The following is a 13,572-nucleotide window of genomic DNA, read 5'->3' on the forward strand; positions in this document are numbered from 1 at the left end:
CAGGAGCTTCGCGAGTCGAGATCCAATCGTGGTATTCCGCCCGAACCATGACTGAGCGGCGGCAATACCGCAACAAGACCGGCAACGTCACGTGGTTCAAAACCCATGACGCTCTCAGGCACGCCTTCCGCGAACGTGGTGAACATCTTTCTAGACAGCGACATTCTGTTGATGTGGCGACTTCGATTAACAATCCGAAACTCGGTGAGATATATGTCGACATGAGATTTGAGTGGAATAATGGGACGCGGATGACAAGCGAATCTTCTCCCGGCAGTTCGGATTCGTCCGGATATTCCGCGTTCTCCAGTAACCAATCGAAACTCATCCTTGGACCGGCACTTTCGGATCATCTTTCGAACGGCACGGTCGTCAGGATCGAGGTCCCAGCAGATACCTGGATCGCTGAGAACTCGACCGTTCCCGCGGGGAAGACTGGCATCCATTGGGAAACTCGCGTCTACGCCTGGACGGTCAACCAAACTGAGACGGAACCCCGGGTCGTGTTCAACCGGAGTGTCCTCGAAACGGAGAGCGCAGACGGATACGGCTCGCTAGGCCCCGCCGGTGGGCTCGTTCTCTCGCTACTTGCCGTCTTTCTCGCCGTCGGCCTCCAGAGCCGGTTCTAACGGTACTTAGACGATGATCTCATCGAATCAGTCTCAAAACGTAAATCGTGTTCCTGATTGTGTGCCGCATTTGGTGATGCAACGTGAGTCGAGGGTATCTAACAAGGGTACCAACGACCATTTTCGGCAGCGTCGACATCGAAGTCAAACAACCAGGAAACGGAACGGGAACGGGTGGTCACTGCCCAACTCTCAGATGAAGCCTCGTTGATAGTTACAGCCCGATGTGGAGATTCCTGCCCAGATACCCATCGGCTGATGAAGTAGTTTGTATGTTGGTTGAACGCGTCGTCGTGCTGCAGCCAGGCACTCTATCTTGGATGTGGGACCTGACAAAATTAGATAGATTTGGCGTGCGAAGCGTTCTTTGACAGACTCATAGCAGGCAGTCACTCGGGAACGGCGTCGAGCAGGTGGTCGTCGTCTCCCAGACAGTTCCGGAGATGTGTTTCGGGATCTGCCTCGGTCGGGCCGGATTCGGGCCTTTCAGGCCGGTCACCCTTCACAGAGTCAGTGAGGGACATGATAACCCGATCGTCCCCATACTCGTCGAACAGATGCGTCAGCATGTGGGCCAGCTCCCACGCTGGACGTGGCTCGTCGTATTCGGCGAGATCATCGATCTGTGCGTAGCCCGGCGGCCCGCGTCGGACCTGAACTTGCCACCGCGTGAAGTTCACCGAACGGTCGTCCCCCCAGTCCGAGCCCCGGATCTCTCTGACCGTTATCGCGACGTCGTCGTTTTCGTAGCCATGTTTGGTGTCTTCCCACCCGCCCGCAGGTGAAACCATAGCATAGCGTGGTCCGGACACTACTCAAATTCTTCGTTGGCGTCGCCGCTTGGTCGCACCGCCACCAGCACAATCCCAAACCGCTCGAGGGTGAACAATCGAGCTGTACATCTCAGCGTCGGAGAAGGAACGGAACGGGGAGATCTTTGAGACACTGAAGCAAGACCGAGAGGAGATTGAATCGAACTTGGGTACTGAACTAGTCTGGCAGCGGTTACCGGAAAAGCAGGCGTGCCGGATCAAATGGCCGAAACCGATTGACGGAAGAATTACCGAATTAACGGGCGAGCAACAGACTGAGCTGATTGAATGGCGCGTAGATGCGATGGATACATTTCAAGATGTCCTCGAACCCCGCGTCACAGAGCTTTCATAGGCTCAACTCCTCGCCACACTCGTTGACTCGGATGGCGAAAGTTCCCGAGTTGTGGCTCTCGGGATGGACACCCGACTCACAGAGTCCTCTGGCTAGGAAGATTCAAAAGTCGAAAATTCATCTCCGCCACGAAGCAGAAAACCTCCACGGAGAGACACTGTTGGTTCCGGCGCTTGCGTCCACTGCCGTTCGATCATCTCATCGAAATGTTTTTGTGAGTGGTTAGCACGCTATCCCATACATGGATCTCTTGGTGTTCGCTGTCACGGGGGTGGGGTTGGGAATCGTCGCGGGAGGGCTCTGGTATGTGATCGGGCAATGGATCGTCCGCCGGGCGTCGGATTCGACGACAGCGATGGAAGGGGTCCGTCGGTGGATTACGTACGGAGAATTTTGCGGCGGACTTTCGGCGATGGTGATGTTCTTCTGGGGGGTCTTCGGTGACGTGAGCGGTGGCCCGGGTTCGATAGAAGTGCTACCGGAATCTTTTGGGACGAGTCTCGATCTGGGATTGCTGTTTTTGTTCGGCTTGCTCCCGATCGCATCGACGAAAATCGCGCTTCTCCCGGCGATCGATCAAGTCCGAAACAAAGACAAGTCCGTGTCAGCAGAATTCCGCGATCTGATACAGCACTATGCAATAGCAGGAATGCCCATAGTGGGGAGCGTCATGATCGCTACGGTGAGTTTTCACTATTGGGGGCTCGCTGCCGCGGCCATGATCGGGATCTGGATTTACCAGTTTGTGATGTGGATTGGCAAACCATGGATGTCCGGACGGTTACGGACCGTCAGACCCCCAACAAGGACGGAATCCGAACGACTCGCTGACCTGTGTGCCAGTGTCGATCTGCGGGTCGATTCGTATCTGGTGGTCGAAAACAGCGATGGAACGATCGGGTTCGACGTTCAGGGATCGCCGCTGTATCGAGCACTGGTGATCGCGGCCCCAACACTTGAAATGGACAGCGAGGCGCTTCGAGCAGTGCTGGCTCAACAGGCGGGACTCGTTCGACAGCGCTATCGAGTGCTTCGGTTGATCGCGTTCTCCGTGTTTCTCGTCCCGATCGCAGGGATTATGATTGCCAGTAGCCAGGCCCACGATCCGCTGGGCTTGCTTTTCAGTGGGGCTCTCGTCGTCGGGTACTGGGTGGCTTCGAGAGGACTTCGAAAGCGGGTATATGCTGCCTTTGAGTATGCCGTCGAGATAACGTCATCCGAGGCAGTGATCGAAGCCTACGAACAGGTGTCTCATGTCAACGACATCGATGGCAGCCAATCACGTTGGAGGACGGTTTTGTACGCTGAACCGCCGCTCGAAGCGGTGCTCGACCGACTTCGCGAGCGCCAGGAATGAAGCCGCGGCTCGAACAGATAGCTCTCAAAAATCGAAGTAGGTGGTTCGTCGCGGTGAGCGACGAATAGTGCAGAATTACTGACGAACGAGATTCGCCGCGCGGGGTCCTTTCGGGGAGGACTCGATATCGAACTCAACCTCAGTCCCTTCTGTCAGATCCTCACCGCCGACATCCTCCATGTGGAAGAAGACATCTTCGTCTTCGTCGAGGTCGCCGTCATCAGTCGAAATGAAACCGTAGCCGCCTGTGTCGTTGAAGAAATCAACCTTACCGTTTGCCATTACAACCAACTGTAGGACCGAGTGCGCCATAACCCTTCCGAGAGGGGCGTTACCACAACGCTTCTCACCTCAAATGGGATCGGAGTGGCTGATTGACGCGAGCGGAAAGCCGGGTTCGGTGACCCGGCGGGCGGCGATCGATGACAGCCGATGGCAGAGACATCCAGATTCACCAGCGACGGTGAAATCCGGTCGGCGAGAGACGATCGAGGGGGCAATCGTCAAGGTCGGCAACCGGGTCGAGTCGCCGACCCACGTGGCCCTTCGTGGTGTAGGTATGTAAATCTAATGTACAATCTCAATTGGGGAAGCTGGTCCCAGAATGGAGACATCAGCAGGCCGGACGCGGGGGCACGAACCAGTCGGCTTGACTTGCCAAAACATCTGCCAGGAGACGGCGCGATGACATCGACACGGGTGAGCAAAGCCGGGCGGGGGAAACCCGGCAAGCTGACAATTGATGGCATCGGACGGACAAAGTCGCCCGGATCACCGCGGTGGGGGGAGCCGCGATGAATGCCTCGCGTACAGCAACCACGGAGTGGTCGCTGGGGTCGATACGATGTGGACGCGCACCGACCCACATCAGCGATTGGCTGAATGTCATGTGAATGTACCGAGCGTTTTCAGGATCAGAAGCCAGTGGATGGGTTCATTGCTCACTGATTTCGGCGACTGGCCGTCGCCAGAATGCACGGAGACGAGTCGTCGTGGGGTCGCGAGTCAGTTCACTCCTCGTAGGCGAGATTCATGAGCCACTGGGTGAACTGTCCACTCTGCGCGTCGACCTCGTCGTCGCCGACGAACGGCGAGAGCATGTCGCCGGCCATCAAAAGCGAGAAGTTCAGATCCTTGGCTGTCGGCGTCAAGTGGTAGGTGTTGTGGCCATCGTAGACTGTTTCGTTGCGTTCGATGAGATCCTGTTCGGCCAGCGAATCGACGATCCGGGAGCCCTTGCGTGAACTCACGTCGAGTTCCTTCCAGAAGTCGCTCTGGTGGATGCCGCCAGTCTCGCGGATGAGTTCGAGGCCCCGTCGTTCATCCTCGGAAAGGTCGGACTCCGACGAATCAGTGCTCATGTCAGTACCTGGGGCAGGTTGGCGCTTAAACCTGACCTTCGATATCTTGGCGCTCCCCTCCAACCGGGATCCCCAATCATTCGCTTTGATTACTGATGAGAGCCGTCGATTGTCGCCTGCATTACTCGGAGTTGACACCCTATTCGTTGCATACACAAAATGGGCCGATACCGCTCCGCTGACACCTCTCTGTGGCGAACGCGAGAGGTTTAATACCACTGAGTCAAACCACCAAGTGGTGAAACGACGCACGTTTCTTCGAACGGCCGGGGTCAGTGTTCTGGGGACAACGGCATTGTCCGGCTGTGCTGGCGAGGACGGAACCGACACGGAACAGACAACGGAACCGTCGTCTGAAACGACCGATACGGTGACGGCTGACGGAACACCGCCCACCGATACGACGACCACTGAGACAACGACGACTAGTTCGTCTTCGACGGACACACTGACGGTGGCGACGTACTCCTCGTTCACCGGTGAGGATACCGCCGGAAACTGGCTCAAGTCCGCCTTCGAGGCAGAGTATCCGGACAAAACCGTCGAGTTCACGACACCGGAGAACGGCCTCAATCAGTATATTCTGCGCCAACAGGAGGGTGCCGGGATCGACGCCGATCTCTACGTTGGACTCAATACGTCCGAACTCGTCAGAGCCGACCAGGAAATCGATGGATCGCTGTTTCAGACGGTCCAGGATGATCTTGCCCGGGCTGGCAACGTCAAATCGGGTCTCGAAATCGATCCGGACGGCCGGGCGATCACCTACGATACGGGATATATCTCGCTGGTCTACAACGGCAACGAGGTCCAGAACCCGGCGACCTTCGACGCGCTAACGAGCGACCAATATCAGGGAGATCTTATCGTACAGAACGCCCAGCAGTCCGATCCCGGACGGGCGTTTCTCCTTTGGACCATCGCCCAGAAGGGAACTGACGGCTATCTGGAGTACTGGCAGGATCTCGTCGATAACGACGTGACGATCCTCTCGGACTGGGAACCTGCCTATCAGGCCTACATGAACGACGAAGCGCCGATGGTGGTTTCCTATTCGACCGATCAGGTGTATTATCACGGCGAAGGTGTCGACATCCAGAAACACCAGGTCGGTTTCCTGAACGACCAGGGGTACGCCAACCCTGAAGCGATGGCGCTGTTCGATGACGCAGATGCCCCGGAACTCGGCCGGGAGTTCATGGACTTCGTGCTCTCCCCGAAGGCACAGTCCGAGATCGCCGTCCGGAACGTTCAGTTCCCCGCTGTCGAGGGCGTCGACCCCGGCGAGGAGTTCTCACAGTACGCCTACGAGCCGCCAGAGCCCGTCACCTTCAGCTACGACGAACTGTCCGGCAACGTCGAGGGCTGGATCGAGGACTGGGCGCGCGAGATCGTCAACTGACGATGCGCTGGCCGTCGGCCGACCGACTCGCTGTGCCGGCCGGCCTGGTAGTGACGCTTTCGATCATCACGGTCGTGTTTTATTACCCGGTGGGACGAGTACTTCTCGACGCAATCGATCCGGGAGGTTCCTTGTTCGGACCGATCCGAACCATTCTCACCGATCCGTTTTACGTCGGGGTAGCCCATCACGCGTTCGCCGATCCGCTCGGCGTTCCGGCGGGTATTCTCGCGTGGCTCGATAACGGCGTACCGCTGTCCGCGATCGAGTTCGGCCTGTTCGGGTTCACGGCCTACCAGGCCGGCCTCTCGGCGCTTGCCAGTATCGCGCTCGGGCTACCCGGCGCGTACGTCCTTGCCCGCTATGAGTTCCCCGGCCGGGAGACGCTCAGGTCACTGACGATCGTCCCGTTCGTCCTCCCGTCGATCCTCGTCGCGGTCGGGTTCCAGGCGATGTTTGGCCACACAGGCCTGCTGAACGATTTCCTCGCCACTCTCGGGTTTGAACGGGTCAAATTCCTGTTTACACTACCGATCGTCATTGTCGCCCATGCCTTCTACAATGCGCCGTTGGTCACGCGCCTGGTGTCGGCGACCTGGGAGGGCATCGACGCCCAACAGATCGAGTCGGCCCGGGCCATGGGCGCGTCGCCGCTCCGGGCGTTTCGGGATGTCGTGGCCCCGCAGTTGCTCCCGTCAGTCCTGACAGCCGGCCTGCTGGCATTCATCTTCTCGTTCATGTCCTTCCCCATCGTGCTGGCGCTGGGCGGCCTCGAACTCCAGACGGTCGAGGTCTGGTTGTACGCAAAAGTCCAATCGCTCGCACTCGGGGAGGCCGCGGCGCTGGCAGTCGTCGAGACGGTGATCTCACTGGGGCTGATGTATCTCTATCTCCGGTATGAAGCTGAGCAGATCGTTGCTCGGGGTGATGGAACGTCCCAGTCTCGCAGACCGCTGTTGGCTGGGGCGAGGACGCTGGCCGATCCACGCCGTCTTTTCGTGTTTGGATACGGTCTCCTCGCCGCGGTCGTCTTTCTCGGCCCCGTAGTGAGTCTCATACTGGAAAGCATCACAGGGCCGAGCGGGGAGTTTACCCTCGCGTACTACGAGTTCCTGCTCGCCCAGCAGGCCTCGGCCGCTATCGGGACGGTCAAGCCGTTGCCGGCGATCCAGAACTCGCTGCTTTTTGGTGTCGGGACGCTACTGCTCGCCGTACCGATGGGTGTTGTCGTGTCGATCGTGGCCACGCGCGAGGGGCGCGGTGGTCGAGCGGCCGAAGCGCTGTTGAGCGCACCGATCGCCGTCAGCGGGATCGTGGTCGGTCTTGGATTGTTACAGTCGCTCGTCTTCGGCGTCGCTGTGCTCGGTCATCGACTCACCGTCACGGGGCCGGTTGCCGTCGTCGCAGCGCACGCCGTGGCAGCCTACCCCTTCGTCTCGCGTACCGTCACCCCAGCACTCGCGAGTCTCGACGACCGGCTTGGCGAGGCTGCTCGATCCCTCGGTGCGTCGCGAGTTCGGGCGCTCCTGTCCGTCACGTTGCCGTTGATCGTCCCGGCACTGCTGGCCGGTGCAGCGTTCGCCTTTGCGATCAGTATCGGCGAGTTCGACTCGACCGTCCTGCTGTCGGAAGGCGGCGGCAGCTACACCATGCCCGTCGCGCTCGAACGGTACATCGGCAACCGGTCGCTGGGACCGAGTCTCGGCCCCGCGACGGCGATGGGAACCGTCCTCCTCACAGTGACAGCCATCAGTTTCGTCGTCATCGACCGCGTCGGGGGGCGATACGATGGCTGAAGAGGGGGCTGCTGAACCCGGTGTCGAACTCGATGGGGTCGCCGTCAGGTTCGGCGACGTGACCGCCCTCTCGGACGTGGATCTCTCGATCGCCGACGGCGAGTTCTTCACGCTCGTCGGCCCCTCGGGGTGTGGCAAGACGACGACACTCCGGACGCTCGCGGGCTTCGAGATGCCGTCCACGGGCACAGTCCGGATCGACGGGGCCGACGTCACAGACCAGTCGCCGGAAGATCGCGACTGTGGCATCGTCTTCCAGAACTACGCACTCTTTCCGCATATGACGGTCCGTGAGAACGTCGCCTACGGTCTCCGATACCGGTCGCCCCCGGGTGGGGCCGACCCCGACGAGCGAGTGACGGCGATGCTGGAGCTGGTCGACATGGGTGGGATGGGCGATCGAACGCCAGAGTCGCTGTCGGGGGGCCAAAAACAGCGGATCGCACTCGCGCGTGCGCTCGCCCCCGGCCCGGACGTCCTCTTGCTCGACGAGCCACTGTCGGCACTGGACGCACGGTTGCGCGAGCGACTTCGGGTCAGCATTCGGGAGATCCAGCGGGAACTCGACATTACGACGGTATACGTCACCCACGATCAGGAGGAGGCCCTGGCAATCAGCGACCGGATCGCCGTTGTCAATCACGGACACGTCGAACAGGTCGGGACGCCACAGGCGGTCTACCACAACCCGGCGACCCGGTTCGTCGCCGAGTTCATGGGTGAGAACAACGTCTTCGACGCGACGATCGAACGCCGTGATCCGCCACGGGTGACAGTCGAAGGGACGACGATTCCGCTGGAGGAATCGCTTCCCAATCAACAAGGGGTGACAGTCTGTGTCCGTCCGGAGGACGTCACACTCGGCGATGGCGACGTCACGCTGTCAGCAAGCGTCGAACACGTCGAGTTCCTCGGAGACGCCTACCGGGTACACTGTGAGTGGAACGGACACGCTGTGTTAGCAAAGACCGGAACGGCACCGACTGGCGACGCCGTCTCCCTCGGGATCGACGCCGCTGACGTGACCGTGGTCGGTGACGGGAAATCGTGACGGTCCTCGCCACCGTGGCAAAGCAGGAGACACTTGTTCGGTGACCGCCGACCGCACGTATGCCCGACCGCGGCAAGATCGACACCGAGACGTTCGATTCCGTCATCGCCCCACATCTCGGGGCAGACCGCGAGGACGTGACGATCGGCCCACAGCACGGCGTCGATTTCGGCGTCCTCTCGGTCGAGGAGAGCGCAGTCGTGGTAGCGACCGATCCGATCTCGATTCTCCCCGAACTCGGCTTCGAACGGGCCGGGCGAGTGGCACTGGACATCGTCCTGACGGACGTCGCCGTCTCCGGGATTGCACCCACTCATATAACTGTCTCGCTATCGCTCCCACCGGAAATGACCGACGAGGAACTCGGCCAAACCTGGCGAGGGATGGCCGACCATGCGGAGAATCTGGGCGTCAGCATCGTCTCGGGACACACGGCCCGATACGAAGGTATCGAGTACTCGTGGGTCGGTGGGGCCACGGCGCTCGGCGTCGGTGATCCGGCCGACATCGTCCGACCGGACGGCGCAAATCCCGGTGACGCAGTCGTTCTCGCGACCGGCCCCGGCGCGGAGACGGCCGGCCTGTTCGCGACGCTGTTTCCGGAGGCGCTCGAACTGCCAGCGAAGACGGTCGCGACCGCTCAGGAGTGCGTCGGGGACATTCTTGGGGTCGCCGACGCAACGACAGCAGCGGCTGCCGGCGAGCTGACGGCGATACACGACACGACAGAGGGAGGAGTGATCGGCGGCCTCACGGAGATGGCAACCGGAGCAGGCGTCACGTTCGACGTCCGGCGTGATCCTGCCCCAGTCCAGCCCGGTGTGGCCGCAGTCTGTGACGCGATCGGCGTCGACCCGTGGACTGTGACCAGCGCGGGAAGCCTCCTCATCACAGCGCCGCCCGCAACTGCTGAGAGCGTCGTGGAGGCTCTCGAAGCGCATGGAACACCGGCAGCTGTCATCGGATCGGTCGAGGAGTGCAGTGACACATCTGCCGATGTCATCCTCGATGGCGAACGCGTCGAACCCCCGGAGAGTGATCCGGCGTGGGACGCGATGGCCAGACTGAGACAGTCCGATTGAGAAGCGGGGTCCGATCCCGATCAGCGGTGGCGAATCCGCTCGATGACAGCCTCGCGATCGACCGTCCCCGAAACCGTCCGGGGGATCGCCTCGCCGATGGCAATGGACTTTGGAACCTTGAAGGACGCGAGCTCCTCCCGGCAGAGGGATTCGATCTCATCGGAATCCGGTTCAGTGTCGTTCTGGGGGACGACGAGCGCGCCCACGCGTTCGCCCCACTCCTCGTCGGGGATGCCGACGACGACTGATTCGGCGACGCCGGGATGAGACTCGATGACTGACTGAATCCCCCCCGGATCAACGTTCTCGCCGCCGGTGACGATTCGGTCGTCGATGCGACCGACGACGTACAGTCGCCCGTGCTCGTCCCGATAGCCCAGATCGCCCGTGTGAAGCCCGCGTTCGTCGAACACACGGCGGGTTGCCTCGTCGTCGAGATAGCCGGGTGTGACGGTCGGGCCGTCGATGACGATCTCGCCAGTCTCCCCCGGCGCACACGAGTCGCCGTCGTCGATGATCGCGACCTTCGTGAACATGAGCGGCTGGCCGACTGTCCCCGGATTCTCGAACGCCTGGGTCGGCGTCGCGGTGGCAACTTGCGAGGCCGTCTCGGTCATCCCGTAGGTAGGATATGCCGGCACTCCGGCCGCCTCGCTCCGTTCGATGAGGTCCCGGGGCGCAGCTGCCCCACCCAGCAACACGAACCTGAGCAGATCGGGTGGAGACCACCTCTCCTCGAGCAACCGGGAGAGCATCGTCGGTACGAACGAGATCCCAGTCACGTCGAAGTCCCGAATCACTGCTGCCGTCTCGGCCGGCTCGAATTCGCGCTGGAGGACGACGCTCGTCCCGTACAGCGTCGAACGTACCAGCGGAGCCAACCCGCCCATGTGAACCATCGGCACCGAAACGAGCCAGCGGTCCCGGCGGGTGAGACCCAACCGGAACGCGGACGCGATCGCGCTCGCAAAGAGATTCGTCAGCGTGAGTTTCACGCCCGTCGGCTCGCCGGTCGTCCCCGAAGTGAACATGATCAGATGGGTGTCCGACGGGTATCGTGCCCGCGGCGTCGTGCCACCGTCATGTGCTGGAAGTGCAGCGACCCCGGACACGTCGGTCTCATCCACACTGAACACAGGACACCCCTCGATGTCGGCGATCGCCTCAGCCGTTCGATCCGTCGCGACGATGGCGTCGACGGCAGCCTTCTCGGCGAGGAAATCGAGTTGTTCAGTGGGTTCACGGGTGTCCAACGGCACGATCGCCGTGCCGAGTCGCCAGGCCGCGTGGGTCGCGCGGACGAAGTCGATGCCCGTCTCCATGGCGATCCCCAGCCGGTCGGGCCGGCCCTCACAGGCGGCGGCGATCCGACCGGCCAGCCAGTCTGCCTCGTCGAACAGTTCCTCGTACGTCCAGCGTTCCCCCGTCTCTGACTCGATGACTGCCGTCCGATCCGGGGTCGAACTTGCCCGCGCAGTCAGTGGGTCGACCTGCGGCCAGGCGTCGAGCGTTCTCATTGTCCATGGTTCCGGCCCCGTTACACTTGAACGGCGCTACGATTCTCAGAATCTCCGAAGGTCTTCCGTGCCGATTACCGGCGCAAACTGGGATCGACGCCGATTCCGAGGGCGTCGGGCACCACCATTCGGCCTTCGCTGACCGGCGCAGGATCGGGTGCGAAATCGTCCGCGAGTCGGTCGGCCGTCGCGAGACCGCAAGCCCGCTCGATCCGCAGACTCGCCGCCAGATGGAGTGCGGCCGTCCGCCCAACAACCCCATCAACCGTCGTCGTGACGACCGGATCAAGATGTTGCTGTCTCGCTTCGAGTGCCAGCGTCCGCGCCCGTCGAATCCCGCCCACAGCCATCGGTTTCAAAACGAGAACATCCGCCGCCCCAGCGTCGAGAATCGCGTCGAGACCCACGTCCCGAAGCGACTCGTCGAGTGCGATCTCGACGCCGCGATCCCGCAACGCCGCGTGACCGTCGAGATCATCGGCGGCCAGCGGCTGTTCGATGTACGAGACGTCGAGGGGTACCAGACCGTCGATCGCCCGGCGCGCATCAGCGACCGTCCAGGCAGCGTTCGCGTCGACGCGAACTTCCGGTTGCGGGCCGATCGCATCACGGACCGCCCGGACGCGGGAAACGTCCTCGCCGATCGAGCGAGCACCGACCTTGAGCTTGACCGTCTCGAACCCCGCATCGATGGCGGCTGATGCCCGTTCGGCCGTTTCTTCGGGGGACGCGTCCCCGACGGTTGCGTTGACAGGGACAGACTGACTTGGGGACGGATCCAGAGACGCCGCCAGCGACTGCCCAGCCTCGCGAGCATGGCGGTCGGCGATCGCGAGATCGAGTCCGTGTCGCGCCGCCGGCGTCTCCGATGGGTCGAGTTCGTCAAGCGCAGCGTCGAGCCCGCGCTTGCGGACCACCGACTTCGTCGTTTCAAGCACCTCCCGACAGCCCTCAAGTGACTCTGTCCAGCCAGGGAGTGGCATCGCCTCGCCAATCCCCGGTGAGTCTTCGAGCCTGACGAGAAAGCCTTCCCGGCGTTCGATCGTGCCAGTAGCCGTCGAGAGCGGCGAGGCGAGAGGCAACGAAACGGGGTCGACCTCCATCAGATCACCTGCGGCAGGGCGAGTCCGACCGCGAACAGCACGGCGTGGGCAACCATCACCTGGCCGGTCCGTTCGAGTGCTGGATCGAGGACGTCGCCCCCCGATTCAGTCAGCACAGTCAACGTCACCGATACCGCAAGTGGAAGCGTCAATAGCGGGAGCAACGCCGGCAATCCGAAGTCGGAATCGAATGCGAAGACGACCGGGACAACGTACGCCGTCCCGATCATGAAAACGTATTCGAGGCGACTCAGTCGGTCGCCCAGGATGACAGCGAGCGTGCGCTTGCCGGCCTTGCGATCCGTCTCGATGTCGCGGATGTTGTTCACGTTCAAAATGGCAGTCGAGAGCGTCGCGGCCGGGAGGCTCGCGACGACGACCGCGAGGCTGACCGTCCCGCTCGGCACCCACAGCGGGAACAGGTCGGCCATCGTCGACGCTGCCTGGACGTAGTATGTCCCGACCACGGCAAAGACGCCGAAGTAGACGAACACGAACAGATCGCCAAGCCCGTAGTAGCCGTAGGGATACGGCCCCCCGGTGTAGAGGATGCCGGCGGCGATCCCGGAGAGCCCCACGAAGAGGATCGGCACGCCGCCGATCGCTACGAGATACAGCCCGACGCCGATCGCCAGCCCGTACGTGACGATTATTGCGCGCTTGACCTCGTCGGGTTCGATCAACCCGCTTGCAGTGACGCGGGTGAAGCCCTCGCGTTCGTCCGTATCGGCCCCCTTCACGGCGTCGAAGTAGTCGTTGGCGAAGTTGGTCCCGATCTGGATCAGGAGTGCGCCGACCAGCGCCGCGAGCGTCGGGAAAAGAGCGAAGACGCCGTCGTGGACGGCGACGCCAACACCAACGATGACCGGCGCGGTCCCGGCCGGGAGCGTGTGCGGTCTGGCGGCCATCACCCACGCTTTCCGCTTGGAGACGTCTGCCGCTGGCCTACTCATTAGGTCGGTTTCGGGGCCGCGTCCGTGTTAAGGTACCGGAGAGACCTGGCTGAGAAAATGCATGACGATAGCAAAGAGCGTACGGCTCGCCTTGGCGAGCCGCTTCACTCGACCGAGCGATGTCGAGGCTCGAACGAAGTGAGAGCCTCGGAAT

Annotated in this window: 13 protein-coding genes; 7 read left to right on the forward strand and 6 right to left on the reverse strand. The window is 61.6% G+C overall.

Translation table 11 applies throughout. The annotated features are described in order from the left end of the window. The first annotated feature begins 47 nt into the window (after positions 1–47). Positions 48–629 (forward strand): hypothetical protein, encoded by a 582-nt coding sequence (locus tag HUTA_RS14880; protein WP_245529122.1) that lies wholly within the window; start codon positions 48–50, stop codon positions 627–629. 389 nt (positions 630–1,018) lie between these two features. Here the strand turns inward: HUTA_RS14880 and HUTA_RS01875 are convergent, their stop codons facing one another. Continuing rightward, entirely contained in the window at positions 1,019–1,420 is a 402-nt protein-coding gene (locus HUTA_RS01875) for a hypothetical protein (RefSeq protein WP_012795448.1), read from the reverse strand. A 109-nt stretch (positions 1,421–1,529) separates the two neighbouring features. On the opposite strand from HUTA_RS01875, the gene HUTA_RS14885 reads away from it, so the two are divergent. Together HUTA_RS14885 and HUTA_RS15475 are read left to right on the forward strand one after the other, a co-directional pair. After that, a complete protein-coding gene (locus tag HUTA_RS14885; protein ID WP_280985287.1) occupies positions 1,530–1,796 on the forward strand; it encodes a DUF4268 domain-containing protein in 267 nt (88 codons plus the stop codon). 355 nt (positions 1,797–2,151) lie between these two features. Next, positions 2,152–3,153 carry a M48 family metalloprotease gene (locus HUTA_RS15475; protein WP_169304876.1) on the forward strand — a complete coding sequence of 334 codons (1,002 nt, stop codon included), beginning with the start codon at positions 2,152–2,154 and terminating at the stop codon, positions 3,151–3,153. Between the two features lie 75 nt (positions 3,154–3,228). On the opposite strand, the gene HUTA_RS01885 is transcribed toward HUTA_RS15475, so the two are convergent. Together HUTA_RS01885 and HUTA_RS01895 are read right to left on the reverse strand one after the other, a co-directional pair. Next, on the reverse strand, positions 3,229–3,435 hold the full coding sequence (locus HUTA_RS01885) for a cold-shock protein (RefSeq protein ID WP_008527278.1): 207 nt from the start codon (positions 3,433–3,435) through the stop codon (positions 3,229–3,231). A 728-nt stretch (positions 3,436–4,163) separates the two neighbouring features. After that, positions 4,164–4,514 (reverse strand): helix-turn-helix transcriptional regulator, encoded by a 351-nt coding sequence (locus HUTA_RS01895; RefSeq protein WP_012795451.1) that lies wholly within the window; start codon positions 4,512–4,514, stop codon positions 4,164–4,166. Between the two features lie 238 nt (positions 4,515–4,752). Between HUTA_RS01895 and HUTA_RS01900 the strand changes: the two genes are divergently transcribed. From HUTA_RS01900 to HUTA_RS01915, 4 genes are read left to right on the forward strand one after another with little or no spacing between them, the layout of a single operon-like run. Then, positions 4,753–5,916 carry a thiamine ABC transporter substrate-binding protein gene (locus tag HUTA_RS01900; RefSeq protein ID WP_049941147.1) on the forward strand — a complete coding sequence of 388 codons (1,164 nt, stop codon included), beginning with the start codon at positions 4,753–4,755 and terminating at the stop codon, positions 5,914–5,916. Positions 5,917–5,918: 2 nt separating this feature from the next. Continuing rightward, the gene (locus HUTA_RS01905; RefSeq protein ID WP_012795453.1) at positions 5,919–7,712 is read left to right on the forward strand and encodes an ABC transporter permease; all 1,794 of its coding nucleotides are present in this window, start codon (positions 5,919–5,921) and stop codon (positions 7,710–7,712) included. After that, positions 7,705–8,763, forward strand: coding sequence for an ABC transporter ATP-binding protein (locus HUTA_RS01910; RefSeq protein WP_012795454.1), 1,059 nt, complete (start codon positions 7,705–7,707; stop codon positions 8,761–8,763). Before HUTA_RS01905 ends, HUTA_RS01910 begins: the two co-directional genes overlap by 8 nt. 59 nt (positions 8,764–8,822) lie before the next feature. After that, positions 8,823–9,845 (forward strand): AIR synthase-related protein, encoded by a 1,023-nt coding sequence (locus tag HUTA_RS01915; RefSeq protein ID WP_012795455.1) that lies wholly within the window; start codon positions 8,823–8,825, stop codon positions 9,843–9,845. 20 nt (positions 9,846–9,865) lie between these two features. On the opposite strand, the gene HUTA_RS01920 is transcribed toward HUTA_RS01915, so the two are convergent. From HUTA_RS01920 to HUTA_RS01930, 3 genes are all read right to left on the reverse strand, one after another. Next, on the reverse strand, positions 9,866–11,362 hold the full coding sequence (locus HUTA_RS01920; RefSeq protein ID WP_012795456.1) for an AMP-binding protein: 1,497 nt from the start codon (positions 11,360–11,362) through the stop codon (positions 9,866–9,868). 74 nt (positions 11,363–11,436) lie between these two features. After that, a complete protein-coding gene (locus tag HUTA_RS01925; protein WP_012795457.1) occupies positions 11,437–12,465 on the reverse strand; it encodes a mandelate racemase/muconate lactonizing enzyme family protein in 1,029 nt (342 codons plus the stop codon). Next, positions 12,465–13,418, reverse strand: a complete 954-nt coding sequence (locus tag HUTA_RS01930; RefSeq protein ID WP_012795458.1) for a 1,4-dihydroxy-2-naphthoate polyprenyltransferase — start codon at positions 13,416–13,418, stop codon at positions 12,465–12,467. Before HUTA_RS01930 ends, HUTA_RS01925 begins: the two co-directional genes overlap by 1 nt. Positions 13,419–13,572: the final 154 nt, after the last annotated feature.

This window comes from Halorhabdus utahensis DSM 12940, from assembly GCF_000023945.1.
In the GTDB taxonomy this organism is placed as follows: domain Archaea; phylum Halobacteriota; class Halobacteria; order Halobacteriales; family Haloarculaceae; genus Halorhabdus; species Halorhabdus utahensis.